Genomic DNA, 18,266 nt, shown 5'->3' with positions numbered 1-18,266 from the left:
ATGCGCCGCCGGCAAGGTCGGCAATAGCGGGTTGCGTGTAGGTGACGGCGCCGTTGCTCCCAATTCCGGTTGCGAATTTGTGCGCCGGGGCGACTGACGGAACAACCGTCGTTCCGATCACTCCAGAATAATCGATGTCATGGAAACGCGTGTCGGTGGCGTCATACCACGAGAAGATCCTACCGACCGCGGGGATGCCAGGCACGACGGTCGCCGCGCGCCAAACGTACAGCGGCGTATCGCATTTGGTGGCAATACCCGCATCAGATATGCCGCCGTTTACTTTGTAGCCCCAGTGTCTTGGTAGTAGTTATCACCGATGACGGTGCTGACCGCGTTGACTGTCACAGTGATGAAGGGGTAGACCCCCGCGATGTAGAACCAGTTCCCGGCAACGTTTGTGTTGGTGGCTGCATTGATGCGCAGCGGTGCAGCAATTGACCCGGCGATCAATTGTGAAAAGCGATTGCCGCTGACATTAACACTCGTCAACGGGTTGCCCGCACCATTCAGGTCAACCATCGCGCCGTAGGCGTTAGCTACCGCCGATTGCTCGAATACGTTGTTTGGATGATCGTGTCGGGACCACCGTCGATCACAACCATTCCGTTGAAGTTCAAGAAGTAGTTGTTGATGATGCGATCGGTTGTTGCTCCACTCACCGCCGGAATGCAGACGCCCTGATTGCGGCTGTCGTTGATTGCATTCTGCCCAAAGGTATTATTCTCGATGGTGATAGCATCGGCAGAGTTGACCTGCCTTACACTCATCAAGAAGCTACGACTTATTGTCGACACCAACAAGATGCCGTTTGTGCGGGTGGGGGCGGCACTCGCGTGGATGGAGTAGCCGGTCGCCATTTTGTCGATGAACAGATTGTCGATGATGACGTTCTCGACAAAGAAATGGTCCGAGAGACCCATCGAAGAATATCGCGTGACGCCCCACCGCGCCGGCATAGATACCGGAAGTAGTCGTAACGACGAAATCTCGGAACGCATCCCGATCGTTCCGAACGTCCGAGCCCCCGAAATCTGGATAAGGTCAGCGGTTCGCGGAATACTGCCGCCAAGCAGAAACACCGTGCTGCCCGAAGATGCCGACCACGTCCCAGTATATTGGACGTTCCAGCCGTCGCCGACGATGCTGATGCCCTTTCCCGCGTTCGACCCGGTGAAATCAACAACTGCACCGTTGCGAACCGAATTCATCAGATATTTATTCCCCGCTAGGCCAGCAAGAGTTCCGAATGCTTGCGGAGTTACTGAAGAAGGTTATCCGCCGGTGAGAGACAAGAGAGGCTTGACGGTACGATAAGCTGTCGTATGCACCCATCCACTTAAGAAAAAGGGCCCGGCGATAGTCCGCCGGGCCAGGGGAGGAGCGGAAGACAACGTCTGCGGCCGACAGGCCGTCGATCGGATCAGAGTTCAGCAACTAACCCGCCGGACCGGCATCCTCAAGGATCGGGCCGAACACATCCCAGCGCTCGCCGTTGAAGCGCATCATCTGCAACCGTTTATGGAGACGGTAGTCGGTTGGCGAGGTGTTGATCTTGATTCCGGGCAGCGCGAGGTCGCCTGTCACATCCTTGAGCGACGCCGCCTGCTTCATGACGTTCTCGCGCGTTAGATCGTCGCCGCACTGCTGCAGCACGTGGACAAGGAGCTGTGCCGCGCCATAGCCATAGGTATTGAAGTTCGAGCTCTTGTCTCCATCCGGATAATACTTCTCCATGAAAGCAAGGTAGCGCTTCACGCCCGGATCGTCTTTCCATTGCGGATCGAGCGGCTCCTTGCCATAGTTGGTACTGATGAGACCCTTGGCGTTTTCAGGCCCGGATGGTTTCAGGACGCTTCCGACGGAGGTCGCTTTCATGTCGACGATCCGCACCGGATGCCAGCCCATCTCGGCGGTCTTCTTGATCGCCTGCGCGGCCTGCTTCGGCGTGGCGGCGATGAAAAACAGGTCGGCGCCCGCATCCTTGATCCTGAGAACATGGGAATCGACGGTCGGATCGGACACTTCGTAGGACGTCTCCGCGACTATCATCGTGGCGGCCCGGTCGCCGAGCCCCACCTTGATGCCGTTCAGATAGTCCCTGCCAAAATCGTCATTCTGATAAAGCACGCCGATCTTGGCGTTCGGATGCTCCTTCAGAATGTATTGGCCGTAGATGCGCCCCTCGACGAAGTTGTTTGGATCATAGCCCATAGTCCATGGAAAGTTCTTCGGATCGGAGAACCTCAAGGCGCTGGCGGCTGCGAACAGCTGCGGCACTTTCCTGGAATTGAGATACTTCTGCACGGCTGCGTTCGAAGGTGTACCGACGATCTGGAAGGTCAGGAGCACCTCGTCGCTCTCGATGAGCTTGCGCACCTGCTCCACCGCCTTCGGCGGCGAATAGGCGTCGTCATACTGGATCAGGTTGATCTTGCGGCCGTTAATGCCGCCCTGGTCGTTGATCATCCTGAAGTAGGCGGCCTCGGTCTTTCCGATCGAGGCATAGGCCGACGCCGGTCCCGAGAATGGCACGGTCTGGCCGATCTTGATCTCGGTGTCGCTGGCGCCTGGGTCGTATTTCTTCTGAGCATTGGCCGCAGAGATCGACAGCGCGAGGGTTAACGCCATTGCCGCGGCCAGATGCAAGATTCGCTTCCTCATTCGTAATTTCCTTCGCAACTTGTTTGTTTGAACGGGGTGTCAAGCAGAGCTTCACATTGCGGCGGGCGCTTCCCTCAAGCTGCGCGACGGCGTCGCGGGCGAGCGCGAGACAAGGGCTCATCATATGTGCTCTCGCTATGCAAGCGAGGCGATCCTTCCGAACCCGCTGCGGTGAAAGATGAGAGGCTGCCTGCGGCTATGAACGACGACGGCATGGAGTTTCAGCAGCACTATGACGTGATCTCCCGCCTCCAACTCCTCGCGGACAGTGCAGTCATACTGGGCGATCCCCTCGGCAAGCATCACCGCACCGTTGTTGGTGATCTCGAAGGCGACGCCGGTGAACCGCTCCTGGGCCGGACCGGCGAGCTGGCGGCACAATGCGCCGTGGTCCTCAGCGAGCACGGTGACTCCGAGGTGCTCGGCTCGGCGTAGCTCGGGCCACGTGGTCGAACCTTTCGCGACGGAGAACGACACGAGTGGAGGTTCGAGAGAGACCGAGGTGAACGAAGAGGCCGCGAGACCGACCAGCCTCCCGTCGACCTGAGCCGCCACGGATACTACGCCCGTCGGGAACGCGCCGAAGGCCTCGCGCAGCGTCCTGCTGTCCATCTGTTCACTCATGGATGGCATACGATCACGCTCCGTGCATAGTGGCGTACGCGACGACGAGATCGGTGACGGCGTCCAATGCAGCGTGGCCGATTGCCTTCGAACTCCCGGCGGGGTCGCCGAGAACACCGTTAGGCGAGACTGCGTCGATACCGTCGACGAATGCTCTGTTCAGAAATTTCTCGTCGACCTTGCCCAGGTACCCCGCTGCCATCCGGTCGGCCCGAACCCTGTCAGGATGCAAAACGAGCATCACCGAGGTCTCCGCCACGTCTGCGTGACCACCGACGCGGCTTCCCAGACCAGCGACCGACTGCGCGGACTTCCGCCAAGCGTCGAGGATCGCGGCACTGTCTCTATAGATGATGACCTGAAGCGCCGGAGCGAGCGCTGCGGCCAGCCGCGGCTCGAAGTCGCGCATGATCGGGTAATTGCCGATGTGCCCGGAGAAGAGGACCACGCGGGCGAACCCGTGCGCAGCCAGGCTGCTGCAGTAGTCCAGGCAGATCGCTTCTAGCGTAGAGGGACGCACCGACAGCGAGCCGCAGAAGCCGAGGTGGTGGGGCGAGTACCCAACCCTGACCGTTGGCAGCACCAGTGCAGCACCAAGCTTGCGGGCGATGCGGAGCGCCAGCGCGTCGGCATGATCGCTGTCCATTGACAGCGGAAGGTGAGGTCCATGCTGCTCTATCGCGCCCAGCGGAAGGATCGCTGTGCGGGCGCCGGCCGCGATCGCCTCGGCGATCTCAGAGCTGGTCAGGTGTTCGATCCGCAGCTCACGCGGTTGCTCGGAACGCATCACTTCTCGCTCCTTCAACCTTGGAGCCGCGCTTGGTCAGCGAACTCGTTGTGCTCCGCTGAGTCGTACATCTCGTCCACGAGTGCGCTGAACGAGGTGAGCACCGCAGCCCGACGGATTGTGCCCTTGGCAGTAAGCTCTCCCGCTCCTGGCGAGAGCGCACGTGGCGCGATACGGAAGTCCTTGAGCTGAAGGGGACGCGCAAGCTCAGCGTTGAGATCCTCAATCTGCTTTCGCAAGCCCTCGTGCAGCCCGTCCCTGTCGAGCTTGCTGCCGTTCTCAGTCGGCCAGATGATGACGGTGAGGTATTTGCGGCCGTCGCCGACGACCACGGCCTCCTCGATGAGAGAACTGGCCTTGAGGCGCACTTCAGTAGGCTGCGGATTGATGGTCTTGCCGCCGCTGGTGACGATGATGTCCTTGGCTCGTCCGATGAGCTTGACCTCGCCGGATGCGTCGATTTCAACGAGGTCGCCGGTGCGGTACCACTCCCCCTCCATCACGTCCGCGGTCGCCTCCGCGTCGTTCCAGTAGCCGCGGAACAGCAGAGGCCCCTTCACCAGCAGTTCGCCCTCGCTACTGACCTTGATCCCAAATCGCGGGTCGGGCATGGCCTTGCCCACGGTCCCAGGGGACGGAAAGGCGCGATCCCACTGCGCGAGGACCCAGCCGCAGGTCTCGGTCGTGCCGTACATCTCGCGCAAGTCCACGCCCCACAGCTGCCACAAGGCATGCACCTCGGGGGTCATCGCTCCCGACGCGGTCCAAGCGATGTTGACCCGGTCCACGCCTAACTTTGCGCGTAGAGGCAGGAATACCTGTTCCTGGATTTGGTCGTAGCGCGTTTGCAACTTGGCAGGCACGCATTCGCCGCGTCGGCGCGCGGCGGCGACCTCGCGGGCCACCGCCATCGCGTCCTCGTAAGATTTCTGGAAAGATGCCGGCGCCCCCTTGATCCCGGCCAGCGCTACGCTGAGCAGCTTCTCATGCAGCCGCGGCGGCCAGACGATCCCAGTCGGACGTACTCCGCGGAGGGCCTCCGAAAGCTGGTCCAGGCGGCAGAAGGTCACCACCGCCCGGGTCATGATCGGCACGTAGACGCCGGACATGGCCGGAGAAACATGGGAGAGGCCCAGGAAGCTGAGCGAGTCTCGGCGGGTTGTGGTCACGTCCGGGTTGAGTACGGCGGATCCAAGGACAGAGTACTGCAAGGTGCGGTGGGTATGGATGACACCTTTGGGAGCTCCGGTGGATCCGGACGTGTAGAACAAAGCTGCTGGCTGGTCGATGTGCCCCCCGACGAGGCGCTCGTCGAAAAGCGCCGGGTTGGCCGCATCGTGGGCTCGACCGGTCTCGCGCAGTGCGGCCCATGTCTTGCCGACAACCGTTCCTGGAAGTCCTGATGGGGAGCCATCGAAGCTGATCACGGCTCGTAGTGCTGGAAGCCCCGTGGCAACTGAAGCGACCTTTGCCACGTCATTGTCGTCGCCAACAACCATGGCAACGGCTTCGCTGTGTCCGACCAGTTGCCTCACTTCAGCAGCGGAACTCATGGGGTAGACACCGACAGGAATCGCTCCGGCCGAGAGGATGCCAAGCGCCGCAATCACCCACTCGCCCCGGCCCGGCGCCATGATGGCGACTCTGTCGCCGGGCGCGACACCGACGGCTGCCAGCCCGAGCGCAACCTCGCGTACAGTCGATGCGTACTGCGCCCACGTGGTCGGAATCGCGCGCATGCCGTCCCACTGGCAAAACGCGACGTCATCGGGCTCAACCTCGGCTCGTTCGTGTACCATCTGGGCGAAGGTTCGCTCGACGGCTTGGAAGTTGGCGACGCCGATGTCGGTGACGCCGCTCAGTACCGGCACCTGCCGTGCACGGGCAGTGGCTGGGGGGACGGGATTTGTGGCCATGGTCATCGCTCCGATTTGTACAGACCTACCGGCCTGAGTGCGGGGTGGAGTTTGGGGCTCGTGCCCCCTCGTCTGAAGGCTGCGACGACGCCCGCGCCTGTCTCCAGCCTTCGCGGAGGCCTCGCGCCACAGGGTCGTTGAACCAGGAGGCAGCCTTGGCGAGCGTCAGTTCGGCCCGGCGTTGATCAACAGCGTCGTCGTAATCGTTCACGGCCTGCTTAAGCGCCGCATAGAGCACAGGAGCTCGACGGCCGGCCTCCCGGGCCCGGCCGAGCGCCTCCTCCACCAGTCGATCGGGCTCGATAATCGCGTCGACAAGGCCCCACCGTGCCGCCTGCTCGGCGCCGACGAGTTCACCGTTCAGCAGCAAGTCACGTGCGGGCCGTGTTCCGATCAGGCGGACGAGGCGCTGGATTCCCTTGTCCGCGGGCAGAAGGCCGTGTCTGATCTCGGGGAATCCGAACCGGGCGTGAGGCGCCGCGAGCACCACATCCGCGAATAGCGCGTACTCCACGCCGCCGCCGACGCAGTCGCCGTTGACAGCGGCGATGACCGGAGCCGGGTATCGTTCCATCGCGACAAGGAGGTTATGGAAACCCCGCATTCGGTCTTCGACCGGGTCAGCGGCGGCTCCGTCGGCTTCCTTGATGTCACCGCCGGCGCAGAAGAACCGCGCCCCGGCACCGGTGATCACTATCGGCGCCGGGTCGCCCTGGCCACGATCCCGGAACAGCGCCGTCATGGCGAGCAACAACGCACGGTTCAGAGCGTTGGCCGGAGGCCTGTCGAGCGTCGCGACCACGACGCCGTCGTAGCCGGCCGTCCACAGCCCGGCAGCCGCATCGCTTTCGTGCCGCGCGGATAAAGCCGTCATCGGATGTCTCTCGTGTCTGATTGCTGCGGTGGGTGGCGAAGCCGCCCTCGCTCTGAGTCGAGGGAGGGCGCGGCGACTGCTTCTCGCGGAACGCCTGCCAAGCCTCGATGTAGCGGGCTATCGTTATGCATCGAAGTCTGGCACCGCTTCATCGCGCCAGGCTCACGTCGGCTTTTTGGCTTCCGCGAAGCGCTTGCGTTTCTCTCGAAAGGCCGCGACGGCTTCTTTGCGATCAGGACTCTTGAAGGTCAGCGCCTCGAGCGCCATCGCGGTATCTAGATTGAGATGCACCTGCTCCTTGATCAGCTTGTTGACGCTATATTTTGTCCAGACGATTGCGTTGCGGGGTCCACTCGCGAGCAGTTCGGCGTATCCGATCGCATGATCAAGAACAGTACCTTCCGGCACGACCTTGTTGATCATCCCCGCAGCCGCCGCGTCTTCCGCCGAAATGAAGTCACCGGTCATCAAGAAGTGTTTGGCCCGTGCCGGACCCAGGAGAAGCGGCCAAATTACAGCGCCCCCATCTCCGGCGACGACACCGGCCGTAACATGCGTATCGGCGAAGCGCGCGCTTGGCTGGGCAAAGATAACGTCGCAAAACAGGGCGAGCGTGGCGCCCAACCCGACCGCCACGCCGTTCACGGCAGCGATGACGGGGGACTCGACTTCGAGGATGTTCCTGATGAGATGTCGACCCGAGCGCGTGGGCGATATCGGATGCCCACCGGTATCAAGCGCGTTCTGATCACCCCCTGAGCAGAAGCCTCGACCAGCGCCAGTGAGCACTATGGCCTTCACCGCGGGGGCCCTATCGAGGTCTACGAACACCTCCTCCAACGCGGTATGCATAGGCCAATTGATGGCGTTGAGGATTTCAGGCCGGTTCATGGTTATGACGGCCACACCGCTCGGACGTATCTCTACGAGCAAGCCTTCATATTTTTTGTCTTTCATCTTCAGTCTCCAGTTCTTCAAATGGGCGTCAGGCCGAAGCAGCAGGATTACGGACTGCGCCATCGACGGTCCCGGCGGCCGCCTTGGCGTTCTCGAAGGCCTCGCGCTCGGCATAATGGGCGGGGCGGGCGGCGCGGATGTCTGCAAGGATCGCGTCGGACGTGCGCACGACCGACCGGTGGTTTTTGAACCTCGGGATGACGTACTTGCCGAACAGCTCGATCGACTTCATCAGCTCCTTGTGCGGCATGCCATCGATGCGCAGCGCGAGCGCGTCGATGCCCATGTCGACGAACCGCTGGACCTGCTTGGTGCAGGTCTCGACGTCGCCGACGATGAAGCTGCCCGACTCGTCGAACAGATAGCGCTCGTTTTTGAAGTCGATGTTCTTGATCTTGCCGAGCGATCCGTAGTCGGCGGACAGCTTCGACAGCCGCTCATAAGCGTCGATGGACAAGGAGACGCTATGGGCCAGCGTGGCCGCCCACCGCTCCGCCTCCTCGTTTGTATCGGCGCAATGCATTCCGCCGGATATCACCGCCACCTTCTGCGCCTGCACGGGGTATACGTGCTCGGCGCTCGCCAGCTCCTTGTCATAGAGCTCGGCCGACCTCTGCACGGAGGCGAATCCGCTATAGCCGCCGCCCATCATGGCGCCGATGCCCATGTGCGCGGCGGCGGTGATCGATTGCGGGCTCGAAGTCGCCATCATGATTGGCGGATAGGGCAGCGTCACGTGCTTGGGCGTCAGGCTGCGCGGCGGAATCTTGTAATGCTCGCCGACGAAAGAGAAGATGTCGTTCGATAGGGCCCGGCGGATGACCTCAATGCCCTCTATCTGCTGCGCCTTGGTCTCCTCGGGGTCGACCTCGAAGGCGCGCAGCGCGAGGGTGGTGTTGCCGCGGCCGACGGCAAGCCCGACGCGGCCGTTCGATAGGATATCCTCGGTCGCCAGCCGCTCCGCAACGCGCAGCGCGTGATTGATCTTCTTGGGAAGCGGCGTGATCAGGTGGATGAACTGGATCCGACTGGTTAGCGCCATCATGTACGGGTAGATCACCTCGGGAGCGGAGGTCGAGGCCGTGCCGATCGCGAAATGCTGTTCGGAGCACCCGAACGCGTCGAATCCGACTTTCTCTGCCAGAATCACTTCGTCGATGAGCTCGCGATAGCGGTGCGCGTGGGTGTGTCCCGGCTGGGTCTCTCCCTCGCTGAAGAAGATGAACCGCATGCGTTGTGCCTCCTCCGCACCTTCAATGTTAATCTACACTAACTTTATGATCAGCAATTGCGTCCTGTCAACAACCTTTCGGCGTCGACCATCTAGAACCGTTCTTTGCGGTATTTGCTTCAAAACCCGCATAATTCCTGATAAGCGCGCGATGGAAAATATTCAGCCCCTCGCCTAGCGATCTGGCGACGGCCCAGAAAAGTGAATACATATTTACATGAGGATGAAATGAGATGTTCACATGATCCATTCATTGAGCCCGGGACAGACGATGCTGGCGCGCGGGATGACACGGTGCTTCGCGGCCGCCACGTGGTACGGTGCGCCTCAATGAATATTCAGCCATTACCGATCAAGCGGGCATACAGCAGCGGGCGGCGCGAGCAGTTGATCGCGGTCGCTGCTGAGCTCTTCCTGCAGCACTCATACGACGCGGTCACAGTTGAAATGATCGCTGCGCGCGCCGGCATCACTGGTCCTGGATTGTATCGCCACTTCCAGAACAAGCAGGCAGTCCTGATCGCGGTTCTGGAGGAACCGACGCAGATCGTGCACGAGGTTGCGAAACGGATCGCGGAGACGACGAAGGACCCAAAGGCCGCCATGATAGCGATGGTCGAGTCGCACATCCGGTTGATCCTTAAAGGACCACCAAGCACGCTGATCTTCACCAAGAACGAGCACGCTCTTCCTGAACACGACCACAGACGGATCCGGCGCGAGATGGCGTTGTACGCCGAAGAATGGATTTCCGTGATAATCCCGCTGCGGCCCGACCTGTCCGAACCCGAGGCACGACTGCTGACCCAGGCCGTGTTCTCCATGCTCAACACCGCTGCGACGCTTAGGAAGGGCCTCGACGAGGAGTCGATCTTCTCCACTATGCGGCAGGCCGCGCTGCACGCGCTGCTCGGCCGCGGCGACCTCTGATCTACACCTGTCCTGCCGGCGCAAACCCTATCGATCAGACGGTCCTCGCGGCCGCAGAATCCCACGCATTAGCTATGGCTGCACATGAGAGATCGCACTGTGAGGCGCGTCCCGCACAGGCCAGGTTTTGCCTAATTTCCTTCGGCGCTAGCTACGGAGGCGTGTGGTGCTTGATGTTAGCAGGCTTTCCCTTAGGTCCGGCGGGCCAGGTATCCTCAAGCGCAGCACCGCGACGACGCTACGGTGAGTCGCCTACAAGGCTTCTGCGCATACCGGTCTAAGGGAAAGCCATATGCATCGGGTCTTCCAACAATTCATTGATGCAATAGTCAGCGCCGAAGATGCCGAAGGCTTCTCCAACGCTCTGGCGGAAACAGCATCGGCTTTGGACCTATCGTGTTTCGCTTATCTCGCTCTCCAGAGCGAAGAAGACAGGAAGCCCCGACTTATCTCAACATATCCAACGCGATGGACGACCCATTATCTAGATAAGAAATACCAAGTCATTGATCCCGTCATTCGAGAAGCCCTTCAGAGCCCGGAGCCTTTTCGATGGGGAATCGATTTTCGATCACAAACCAGTTCAAAAGAGCAGCGGCGTCTATTCGATGAAGCCGCGCAATGCGGAATCCGGTTCGGCTTCACGGTGCCGATCCACGATGGGCATGGACCAATCTCCGCATTGACTTTCGCTACTGACGAGAGCCGGCCACAATTCGAGAAATGCATTGATTCGCACACGCGTGTCCTTCAACTCATGGCGATGTATTTTCATGCTCACGTTCGTCGCAAGCTCGGAAACGAACGTGGTCTTGACGGAATTCGGCTATCGCGCCGCGAAGTAGAATGTTTGGAGTGGGCGGCTCGAGGAAAGAGCTCTTGGGAAACCGGCTGCATTCTCGGTATCTCGCGCAACACAGTTGCGTATTACTTAGAGAATGCGAAGGAAAAGCTCGGCGTTCGCACAATCGCGCAGGCGGTAACACACTTGGCGGCTGCAAATAGAAAAAAGCAAAATTAGGGTGCCTCCCCCCTACAACTACAGGTGATGATTTGAGGCGATAATCGCGCTTCAACGAAGGCTATTCAACACTACTGGAGGGATTATGATCCAGTTGATCACACCACCTTCGTACGGAGAGCTTTCCGACACCCTCGTTGAGATGCATCGGTTGCGGCATCGTGTCTTCAAACTGCGCATGGCATGGGAAGTTGAAACCAGCAGCGACATGGAGATCGACGAATTCGACGCGCTGCATCCTGACTATCTAATCCAGGTAGATGAAAGCGGCCAAGTGCATGGTTCCGTTCGCCTGCTTCCAACTCTTGGCCCGACCATGCTTCGCGACACCTTTCCAGCGCTCCTTGAAGGCCGACCCGCGCCATCGACTCCTCTCGTTTGGGAAAGTAGTCGATTCGCAACTGACGTCCCTAACGATGCTCCGAAAGGGGCTTGCGGCATAGCCCTCGCGACCTACGAGCTATTTGCTGGAATGGTCGAGTTCGGGCTTTCACGGCAGCTCACGGATATTCTTACCGTTACGGATGTCAGAATGGAGAGAATCCTCCGACGATCTGGCTGGCCCCTGCGACGTATTTGCAATCCTTCCACGATTGGCAATACTTTGGCCGTGGCCGGTTACCTCGATATTTCTCGCGATACTCTAGCCAGCCTTCGTAAGGCCGGCGGCCTCTCGGCGCCGGTCCTTTGGACACCAGTAATCTCCGCAGCCGCCTAGAACGATCCATGCCAAGAAGCAATATGCGTGTCTTCGCCCTAAGCGGGACACCGTGTCTTGCGGTATGCCCACTGGCGATGAACATGACGGGAATTGAGATTAGAAACAATCGACGTGGCACAGCGAGCGCGATTGACCTGCAACAGCTTCGATTCGCTGTGGTTGCCAGCGACTACGGGAGCTTTCGACGAGCTGCTGATGTCCTTTCGATCAAGCACACTGTCCTGAGCCGATCCATCGGTCAGCTTGAATATCTGGTTGGGACTTCACTATTCGAGCGCTCCAGCGGAGGAATCAAGCCCACTATCGCTGGCCAAGCGGTTTTGCGAATTGCGCGGCTGATCCTGGAACAGGTCGACATACTCGTCGAAACCGGGAGGTCCGGTGGTCGCGGCGATACTGGCCATCTTGTTATTGGCTTCTACACGTCCGTGTCCACCGGCAATTTGCGAGCGACGATAGGTGAATTTAAGAAGCTGCTCCCGCAGATCGAATTGGCAACGATGGAGCGCTCTCGCTTTCATCTGATGACCGCGCTGCGTAACGGGACCGTCGACGTCGTCGTTAGCCCTGGACGTCTGGCTTGTCTGGACGTCAAATCACTACTGCTGTGGAGCGAGCGCATCTTGATCTCGTTGCCTCAGGATCACCACCTAGCGGCACGCGAGATCATCTATTGGGCCGATTTGCGCAACGAAAAGATACTTCTAAGCAAGATTGATCCTGGACGCGAACTCGAGGATCTCCTGATTTCGAAGCTCGCCTCACCTGACGACCGGCCCGCAGTAGAGCGCCACGACGTAAGCCGCGGCATTATCAAAAATCTGACGAGTATGGGCATGGGGCTCAGTCTGGTGATGGAATCGGATATCGGCGCAAGTTTCGCTGGGCTTGTGTACCGGGAATTGCACGACGGGACAGGACCTAGCCGGGTAGACTTCTTTGCGCATTGGCGCGACGACAATGAAAATCCGGCTCTAAACCGTTTCCTCAATCTGTTGGCAGAGCGCTATCCCTCGCTTCCGCCGGCTCTCGAGGGGTGACCGGCTCGTCTCGCCTTTGCAAATCCGCGGTCTGTGGCCATAAAGCGAGCTAGCATCGGTGCGATCAATTTCGCCGGATCGATGCGCTGCCCACTTTCGCTTGCCAAGGCCTCTGCATAGGCGACGAGATCCCGATGCACTGATGCCGGAAGTTCTGCGGCGACCTTGACCGGCTTGTCGTCCGGCAGTGCTGCTATTTTAAGCTTGGGCATGCCGTTACACTCCGTATGGCACAAGTATGAGATCTCGATTGACGATGACGCGAACCGGAAAGCCAGGTCGCACGGTGAGAGTGGGCTGGATGTTGAGGCTGCGCCGAACTACCTGCTGCCCGGTCTGGTTCAGTGAATCCGAGGCGCCGTGTCGCAATGCCTGGATAATTGCGCTGTCGTTGCTGTTGGTGTCCGAACCCGCCCCCAGTTCGGTCCCGACCGCCAAAAACGTCGATAGTGCCGCAGCCTTGAACAGCTCACCCCAGTGATTATCAACCTGATCTTCGAGGCCTGCGTATCCGGCAGCGTCAGCGCCGGGTTGCCGCTCGAGAACGATGGAACGTCCATTCGGCATGATCAGGCGGGTCCAGACGAGTAGGACGCGGGACTGACCGAAAGTGACCTGGCTATCGTAGACGCCGATCAGACGCGCTCCCTGAGGCACAAGCAGAAAGCGGCCGGTCGGCGTATCAAAGACGTTTTCGGTCACCTGCGCGGTAATTTGGCCTGGGAGATCCGATCTAATCCCTGTGATCAGAGCTCCCGGAATGACCGTCCCAGCCTGCACGATATACGGTGAAGCTGGCTTGGTGATGCGGTCAGGGCTGACCGTACGACGGTCCGCAGAGGCGTTCACGAAGGCAAGCTTGCGGTCCTGGCCGTTCTGCGCAGATCCGTCATCGCCGGTGCTCGTTGCGCTCGCTGGCACGACGCGGTCACTTCCAACCGCCGCGGCGGGCGGACGGACTTCTCGTCCATTGGTCGCAGCGAACAAATGGCTGATGCGGGCTGCCTCGGTCTCTTGATCCCGGCGTTGCTGGTCCGGATCAGCGCCGCTCGTCGGCAACTGGCCTTGAGCGGCAAGGATCGGTCGACCGAGGTCCCCGGGGAGCGGCGGACCGAGTTGCGGGATGGGCTGGCGCGGAAGGCCAGCATAGTCCTTCGGCAGCGTCGTAATACCGTCGGCAACATTGTGGTGGTCGGTACTGTAAAGCTCATTGGCCGCCTGATTACGGGAGCGATTGTGCTGCAGCGACCACAGCACCGCTCCACCGATGACAAGCAGGGCAACCGCGCTTGCGCCGGCCAAGACCTTCCGCGACAACCGCGTCACGCGTGGATGCTCTGCTCTCAAGCGGAAGCTTTCGGACTGCTCCCCTTGTGTCTCCGGCGGAACTGCTTGCTCGTGATCGTTTACATTCCGAGTGTTCATGATGACGGCCTCCCGTCGGTCCTCACAATACGGACCCTCTGCTGGTGCTCGCCGCCAAGCCGCAGTTCGGCGGCAGCAAACAGCCTATCGACGATCAATAGGTTGCCGTAGGTGCGGTAGTTGACGAGTTCGGTCTTGCCGTCTGGACCGATGACGAAGAGCGGGGGCATCTCGCCCTGCACAATGCCTTGCGGGAATTCGATATAGACCTTGCGGCCATCGTCATAGGCGACCAGCGGCCGCCAGGGAGGACTGTCCCCTTCGATGGCATAGCGGGAGATGCGCTGCGCCGGGTCCGGAAGAACGGGCTTCAGGGCGACCGAACGCGATCGATCCCGCGCAGTTTCCGGATAGTACCAGGCAACAGACGGCATGTATGGCCGTTCGCGGGAGCGGAGCTCGATCAGGTAGGTGCGTCGGTCAGTATTGACCACCAGGTTGGTCTCGATCGAAGTTCGGGTCGGCTTGACCAGGATATGGACGCGCCGTGTGTCGCCGCTCCCGCTCTCGGTATCGCCCACGACCCAGCGTACAGTATCTCCGGCCGCGATCGGCCCCGATCCCGTCAACTGTTCTCCCTCCTCGAGCGCGATATCTGTGATCTGCCCCGGTGCAGCATAAATCTGATAGAGTGCCCCGGGACTGTAGGCGTAGATTTGCGCCGCGTTGAAATACCCCCGCTTGCGCGGTTCGACGCGGGCTGCGCTATTTGCCGTCTCAACCCGGCTCACCGGTTCTGCGTCTTCTTTCCCTCCCGACTTGCCGCCGAGAACCGGCTTCCAGAGCGGTGGAATGTGAAGCGGTCGCAATCTGTCGTCGAAAGGCGCGGGAGCCGCTGGCAACGGAGGCACTTCCGCGTCATAGCTGATCTCCGGCGGAATGTAGGTCGCGCACCCACCGAGCGCCGAGGAACCGACCAGGAGAGCCAACAGAATTGTTCGCTTCGCGGCCACGAATTCCAGCAGTGCCGAATTGTGCGGGATGGGGCGGTTCGAATGAACGTCATGCGGCGTCTTGGTCACTGACCCAACTCCTTTGACCAGTTGATGGCGCGGACATAGACGCCAAGGGGGTTTTTGCGCAGGCGTTCGGCATCGCGGGGCGTCTCGATCACGATCGAGAGAATTGCAGTCCAGCGTTCGGTCGAACTCAACGAGCCGTTGTCGTAGACGTGCTGGGTCCACGCGACCCGAAAGCTTTCCGACGACGCACGAATGACACTCGAGACTTCGACAGAGATTTGCGCCTTACCCAGCTTGGCAAATGGGTCATTGCTGCGCGCGTAGTCGTTGAGCGCGGCGGCGCCGCGATCGGTCGTAAAATCATAGGCCCGGAGCCAATTTTGGCGCAGAACGATGCCGTCGGCCGGCAGACCTCTGACATCCTCGATAAAGCGCGCCATATGGTAGGCGATCTGCGCATCAGTGGGTTGATAGTCGATGTTGGCCGGCGCAACTCTTTGTGCCTGGCCAAGGTGGTCGACTTCGACCACCCAGGGCGTGATCGAGCCTTGGCTCGATTGCCAAGCAAGGCTACCTGCGAGACTGGCTGATAACATCAAGCAGCCGAACGCCATCAGGCGCCAGTTCTTGGCTTGCACGCGCGCCGATCCAATGCGTTCGTCCCAAACCTGCGCTGCCTTCTGATAAGGCGTGATCGGCTCGGGCATGCGCCCGTAGTGTACGGAAGGTCGTTTGAACATCGATAGTTGCCCCTGAGATCAAGTGATAAGTTTCGAGTCGTGCGGTGTCCGCGTTTGAGTCGTCGCCCGCGCAGCGGATGGCGAAAGCGCAGTGGCTACGTGTCAGCGCTCCCCTTCGGACAAATTGACTGACGAGCCGCTACCACCGTGATCGCCGGAGCGAACCGCGTGGCCGGCTGCTGACGCGCCGTGCCGAATAGTCTCGGCACGCTTCATGCGCCGCGCCCAATCGGGCTGCCCTTCCGCCGAAGTGCTCGCGGACTGCGCGCCGGCTTCCCCACCTCCGCCGAGCGCTGCCGCTGCACGACGCAACGGGCTCATAGCAGCTGAAGCGCCGGCCTCCGCGACGCCGGCAAGGCCGCCGCTCCTGTAAGCGGCTGATACTCCGCTGATGACAGCGCCGCCACTACGCGCGGCGCCCACAATCGCGCCGCCAGCGAGGCCACCTCCGCCGGCGGCAAGACCCGCGCCCGCCGCAACAATGCCGCCAGCAGCAAGGCCAGTTCCAATTGCGGCGCCGGCGCCGAGTTGCGGTCCACCGGACACCAGGCCGTTGGCAATACCCGGCCCGAATATACCGAGACCTAGTAAGGAGAGAGCCGCGAGCACCAGCGTCATTGCGTCTTCAATGGTCGGCTGTGCGCCGCCGAAGCCGGTGGTGAATTGCGAGAACAGGGTCGAGCCGATGCCAACGATGACGGCAAGGACCAGAACTTTGATCCCTGACGATATAACGTTGCCCAACACCCGCTCCGCCGCAAAGGCTGTCTTGCCAAACAACCCAAAGGGAATGAGCACGAAGCCGGTCAGCGTTGTGAGCTTGAACTCGATCAGGGTGACAAAGAGTTGGATCGCCAAAATGAAGAAGGCGAGTAGCACCACGACCCATGAAAACAGGAGAACAACGATCTGCACGAAGTTTTCGAAGAAGCTGATGTAGCCCATCAGGTTCGAGATCGAATCGAGTAGCGGTCGGCCGGCATCGAGTCCAACTTGGGCGATCTTTCCCGGTCGCAGGAAATCTGCCGCAGAGAGGCTTGTGCCTGACGCTTTCAGTCCAAGACCGGCAAAGCTCTCGAAGACGATGCGCGCCAGGCTGTTCCAGTTGCCGATGAGGTAGGCAAAGACCCCCACGAAAAGCGTCTTCTTGACGAGGCGCGCTATCACGTCCTCGTCAGTTCCCCAACTCCAGAACAACGCAGCAAGCGTGATGTCGATCGCGGCAAGGGTCGTCGCCAGATATCCGACCTCGCTACCCAGCAGCCCGAAGCCGTTATCGATATAACGAGTGAAGGTCTCCAGAAACTGGTCAATGATCCCCGTACCCGTCATGGCTTGCTCGCCTCGGGCATAGGCAGGTTCGGATATCCCTGCGGGATCCGGTTTTGGCCCTTTGGGGCGGGTATCGGGCTGGCTGAGTCATCGTGGCCGAGAGCTGCGGCACCATCTTTCTTGCCAAAGAAGCGACGCCGGTTTTCGGCCCAAATCTTATGGCAATGCTGATAATCCCCTGCTTCCTCCGGTGTAACGCCGCGGCAGCGTGCGAGGTCGGAGTTGGTTGCATCGTTCGTTTGCTCCGCCTTCGGTGCCGGCGAAGAATCGTCTCCGCCACGCAGTTGAATCGTGCAGGCGGCGACGGCCACTAGGCCGATTGTCGTAAGCAGCGACAACGCCTTGAATGCCTTTACGTCGGTCATCAGTGGAACATCTGCACATTGGAGGATTGATAGCCCTGTCCTGGCGTCAGGAATCGCCTGAGTTGCTCTCGTCCCTGATCCTGGGCCGAGGCGCGCTGAGCCGCTTCGAGGCTCTGCGCCCTGCCCTGCGCTGCCACAACAGCGGTGAGGTCGGCGAGTTGCTGCGCGTTCAGCGCGAGAATCTGATTGCCAGCTTGCGTCGCCTGCAGAGCGCCGCTTGCGCCTTGGCTAGACGTTACGAGCGCGGACGTCTGGATGCGATTGGTGTCGAGATTGCCAACGATGCCGGCCTGGATGCGAAGCGCGTCTTGCGTCGCGGCAAAGGAATTCTGCCAACGCGTTTGGGCGTTGAAGATCAGCAACTGGCTCGACTGGCTACCGGTAGCTGGCGCGTAGCTAGTCGAGAACGCGCGATCAATCTGCTGCACGTCGTAGGCGATGCGTTGGGCCTGGGCCAGCAATTGCTGGGTCCGCTGGATCGACGATTGCAGTTGCTGCAGCGACGAATACGGCAGGTTTGCCAGATTCTTTGCCTGATTGATCAGCATCCGCGCCTCGTTCTGCAACGAGGTGATCTGGTTGTTGATCTGCTGGAGCTCCCGCGCGGCGGTCAGCACATTCTGAACGTAGTTGTTGGGATCGAAAACGATCAGCGCCCGTGCGGGGATCGTAACGCC

General features: G+C 60.5%; 20 protein-coding genes. 4 read left to right on the top strand and 16 right to left on the bottom strand.

The window, feature by feature from the left end; genetic code table 11:
* Positions 1 to 279: 279 nt before the first annotated feature.
* The 9 genes from AC1VNY_RS21360 to AC1VNY_RS21320 all read right to left on the bottom strand — a co-directional run bounded on the left by AC1VNY_RS21360 (position 280) and on the right by AC1VNY_RS21320 (position 9,053).
* The gene (locus tag AC1VNY_RS21360; protein ID WP_018272724.1) at positions 280 to 522 is read right to left on the bottom strand and encodes a hypothetical protein; all 243 of its coding nucleotides are present in this window, start codon (positions 520 to 522) and stop codon (positions 280 to 282) included.
* A 17-nt stretch (positions 523 to 539) separates the two neighbouring features.
* Positions 540 to 1,211 (bottom strand): hypothetical protein, encoded by a 672-nt coding sequence (locus tag AC1VNY_RS21355; RefSeq protein ID WP_129965159.1) that lies wholly within the window; start codon positions 1,209 to 1,211, stop codon positions 540 to 542.
* Between the two features lie 226 nt (positions 1,212 to 1,437).
* A complete protein-coding gene (locus tag AC1VNY_RS21350) occupies positions 1,438 to 2,664 on the bottom strand; it encodes an ABC transporter substrate-binding protein (RefSeq protein WP_026193052.1) in 1,227 nt (408 codons plus the stop codon).
* Positions 2,665 to 2,799: 135 nt separating this feature from the next.
* Entirely contained in the window at positions 2,800 to 3,276 is a 477-nt protein-coding gene (locus tag AC1VNY_RS21345) for a flavin reductase family protein (protein ID WP_198390639.1), read from the bottom strand.
* Positions 3,277 to 3,301: 25 nt separating this feature from the next.
* Positions 3,302 to 4,075, bottom strand: coding sequence for a creatininase family protein (locus AC1VNY_RS21340; protein ID WP_041482682.1), 774 nt, complete (start codon positions 4,073 to 4,075; stop codon positions 3,302 to 3,304).
* 14 nt (positions 4,076 to 4,089) lie between these two features.
* The gene (locus AC1VNY_RS21335; RefSeq protein ID WP_482406672.1) at positions 4,090 to 5,991 is read right to left on the bottom strand and encodes an AMP-dependent synthetase/ligase; all 1,902 of its coding nucleotides are present in this window, start codon (positions 5,989 to 5,991) and stop codon (positions 4,090 to 4,092) included.
* Positions 5,992 to 6,016: 25 nt separating this feature from the next.
* Entirely contained in the window at positions 6,017 to 6,865 is an 849-nt protein-coding gene (locus AC1VNY_RS21330; protein ID WP_018272730.1) for an enoyl-CoA hydratase/isomerase family protein, read from the bottom strand.
* Between the two features lie 162 nt (positions 6,866 to 7,027).
* On the bottom strand, positions 7,028 to 7,822 hold the full coding sequence (locus AC1VNY_RS21325; protein WP_026193054.1) for an enoyl-CoA hydratase/isomerase family protein: 795 nt from the start codon (positions 7,820 to 7,822) through the stop codon (positions 7,028 to 7,030).
* A 28-nt stretch (positions 7,823 to 7,850) separates the two neighbouring features.
* The gene (locus tag AC1VNY_RS21320) at positions 7,851 to 9,053 is read right to left on the bottom strand and encodes an LLM class flavin-dependent oxidoreductase (RefSeq protein WP_018272732.1); all 1,203 of its coding nucleotides are present in this window, start codon (positions 9,051 to 9,053) and stop codon (positions 7,851 to 7,853) included.
* A 330-nt stretch (positions 9,054 to 9,383) separates the two neighbouring features.
* On the opposite strand from AC1VNY_RS21320, the gene AC1VNY_RS21315 reads away from it, so the two are divergent.
* From AC1VNY_RS21315 to AC1VNY_RS21300, 4 genes are all read left to right on the top strand, one after another.
* Positions 9,384 to 9,983, top strand: a complete 600-nt coding sequence (locus AC1VNY_RS21315; RefSeq protein WP_018272733.1) for a TetR/AcrR family transcriptional regulator — start codon at positions 9,384 to 9,386, stop codon at positions 9,981 to 9,983.
* A 292-nt stretch (positions 9,984 to 10,275) separates the two neighbouring features.
* A complete protein-coding gene (locus AC1VNY_RS21310; protein ID WP_080650396.1) occupies positions 10,276 to 11,004 on the top strand; it encodes a LuxR family transcriptional regulator in 729 nt (242 codons plus the stop codon).
* Positions 11,005 to 11,089: 85 nt separating this feature from the next.
* Positions 11,090 to 11,722, top strand: a complete 633-nt coding sequence (locus AC1VNY_RS21305; protein ID WP_018272735.1) for an acyl-homoserine-lactone synthase — start codon at positions 11,090 to 11,092, stop codon at positions 11,720 to 11,722.
* 77 nt (positions 11,723 to 11,799) lie between these two features.
* Positions 11,800 to 12,765 (top strand): LysR family transcriptional regulator, encoded by a 966-nt coding sequence (locus tag AC1VNY_RS21300; RefSeq protein ID WP_018272736.1) that lies wholly within the window; start codon positions 11,800 to 11,802, stop codon positions 12,763 to 12,765.
* On the opposite strand, the gene AC1VNY_RS21295 is transcribed toward AC1VNY_RS21300, so the two are convergent.
* From AC1VNY_RS21295 to trbJ, 7 genes are all read right to left on the bottom strand, one after another.
* Complete coding sequence (locus AC1VNY_RS21295; RefSeq protein ID WP_080650397.1) at positions 12,732 to 12,977, bottom strand: DUF2274 domain-containing protein; 246 nt, start codon at positions 12,975 to 12,977, stop codon at positions 12,732 to 12,734. The genes AC1VNY_RS21300 and AC1VNY_RS21295 overlap by 34 nt on opposite strands.
* 4 nt (positions 12,978 to 12,981) lie before the next feature.
* On the bottom strand, positions 12,982 to 14,190 hold the full coding sequence (locus AC1VNY_RS21290) for a TraB/TrbI/VirB10 family type IV secretion system protein (RefSeq protein WP_018272737.1): 1,209 nt from the start codon (positions 14,188 to 14,190) through the stop codon (positions 12,982 to 12,984).
* Positions 14,187 to 15,212, bottom strand: coding sequence for a P-type conjugative transfer protein TrbG (gene trbG / locus AC1VNY_RS21285; RefSeq protein WP_018272738.1), 1,026 nt, complete (start codon positions 15,210 to 15,212; stop codon positions 14,187 to 14,189). The genes AC1VNY_RS21290 and trbG overlap by 4 nt, the downstream gene beginning before the upstream one ends.
* Positions 15,209 to 15,892 carry a conjugal transfer protein TrbF gene (gene trbF, locus AC1VNY_RS21280; protein WP_026193056.1) on the bottom strand — a complete coding sequence of 228 codons (684 nt, stop codon included), beginning with the start codon at positions 15,890 to 15,892 and terminating at the stop codon, positions 15,209 to 15,211. Before trbF ends, trbG begins: the two co-directional genes overlap by 4 nt.
* Before the next feature lie 102 nt (positions 15,893 to 15,994).
* Positions 15,995 to 17,224: a P-type conjugative transfer protein TrbL gene (trbL, locus tag AC1VNY_RS21275; RefSeq protein ID WP_018272740.1), complete on the bottom strand. Its 1,230-nt coding sequence runs from the start codon at positions 17,222 to 17,224 to the stop codon at positions 15,995 to 15,997.
* Positions 17,221 to 17,589 (bottom strand): putative entry exclusion protein TrbK-alt, encoded by a 369-nt coding sequence (gene trbK-alt / locus AC1VNY_RS21270; RefSeq protein WP_018272741.1) that lies wholly within the window; start codon positions 17,587 to 17,589, stop codon positions 17,221 to 17,223. Before trbK-alt ends, trbL begins: the two co-directional genes overlap by 4 nt.
* Positions 17,589 to 18,266 (bottom strand): P-type conjugative transfer protein TrbJ (trbJ, locus tag AC1VNY_RS21265; protein ID WP_482406671.1); only part of this gene is annotated, 678 nt, incomplete at its 5' end. The genes trbK-alt and trbJ, both read right to left, overlap by 1 nt.

This window comes from Bradyrhizobium ferriligni (genome assembly GCF_056837965.1).
Note: the sequence above shows the minus strand (reverse complement) of the source record. Positions and strands in the feature narration are given on the sequence as shown.

Excerpts from the sequence above, each read along its gene's own strand:
- AC1VNY_RS21360 (WP_018272724.1), bottom strand. The coding sequence starts at position 522 with ATGGTTGACCTGAATGGTGCGGGCAACCCGTTGACGAGTGTTAATGTC.
- AC1VNY_RS21355 (WP_129965159.1), bottom strand. The coding sequence starts at position 1,211 with ATGAATTCGGTTCGCAACGGTGCAGTTGTTGATTTCACCGGGTCGAAC.
- AC1VNY_RS21350 (WP_026193052.1), bottom strand. The coding sequence starts at position 2,664 with ATGAGGAAGCGAATCTTGCATCTGGCCGCGGCAATGGCGTTAACCCTC.
- AC1VNY_RS21345 (WP_198390639.1), bottom strand. The coding sequence starts at position 3,276 with ATGGACAGCAGGACGCTGCGCGAGGCCTTCGGCGCGTTCCCGACGGGC.
- AC1VNY_RS21340 (WP_041482682.1), bottom strand. The coding sequence starts at position 4,075 with ATGCGTTCCGAGCAACCGCGTGAGCTGCGGATCGAACACCTGACCAGC.
- AC1VNY_RS21335 (WP_482406672.1), bottom strand. The coding sequence starts at position 5,991 with ATGGCCACAAATCCCGTCCCCCCAGCCACTGCCCGTGCACGGCAGGTG.
- AC1VNY_RS21330 (WP_018272730.1), bottom strand. The coding sequence starts at position 6,865 with ATGACGGCTTTATCCGCGCGGCACGAAAGCGATGCGGCTGCCGGGCTG.
- AC1VNY_RS21325 (WP_026193054.1), bottom strand. The coding sequence starts at position 7,822 with ATGAAAGACAAAAAATATGAAGGCTTGCTCGTAGAGATACGTCCGAGC.
- AC1VNY_RS21320 (WP_018272732.1), bottom strand. The coding sequence starts at position 9,053 with ATGCGGTTCATCTTCTTCAGCGAGGGAGAGACCCAGCCGGGACACACC.
- AC1VNY_RS21315 (WP_018272733.1), top strand. The coding sequence starts at position 9,384 with ATGAATATTCAGCCATTACCGATCAAGCGGGCATACAGCAGCGGGCGG.
- AC1VNY_RS21310 (WP_080650396.1), top strand. The coding sequence starts at position 10,276 with ATGCATCGGGTCTTCCAACAATTCATTGATGCAATAGTCAGCGCCGAA.
- AC1VNY_RS21305 (WP_018272735.1), top strand. The coding sequence starts at position 11,090 with ATGATCCAGTTGATCACACCACCTTCGTACGGAGAGCTTTCCGACACC.
- AC1VNY_RS21300 (WP_018272736.1), top strand. The coding sequence starts at position 11,800 with ATGAACATGACGGGAATTGAGATTAGAAACAATCGACGTGGCACAGCG.
- AC1VNY_RS21295 (WP_080650397.1), bottom strand. The coding sequence starts at position 12,977 with ATGCCCAAGCTTAAAATAGCAGCACTGCCGGACGACAAGCCGGTCAAG.
- AC1VNY_RS21290 (WP_018272737.1), bottom strand. The coding sequence starts at position 14,190 with ATGAACACTCGGAATGTAAACGATCACGAGCAAGCAGTTCCGCCGGAG.
- trbF (WP_026193056.1), bottom strand. The coding sequence starts at position 15,892 with ATGTTCAAACGACCTTCCGTACACTACGGGCGCATGCCCGAGCCGATC.
- trbL (WP_018272740.1), bottom strand. The coding sequence starts at position 17,224 with ATGACGGGTACGGGGATCATTGACCAGTTTCTGGAGACCTTCACTCGT.
- trbK-alt (WP_018272741.1), bottom strand. The coding sequence starts at position 17,589 with ATGACCGACGTAAAGGCATTCAAGGCGTTGTCGCTGCTTACGACAATC.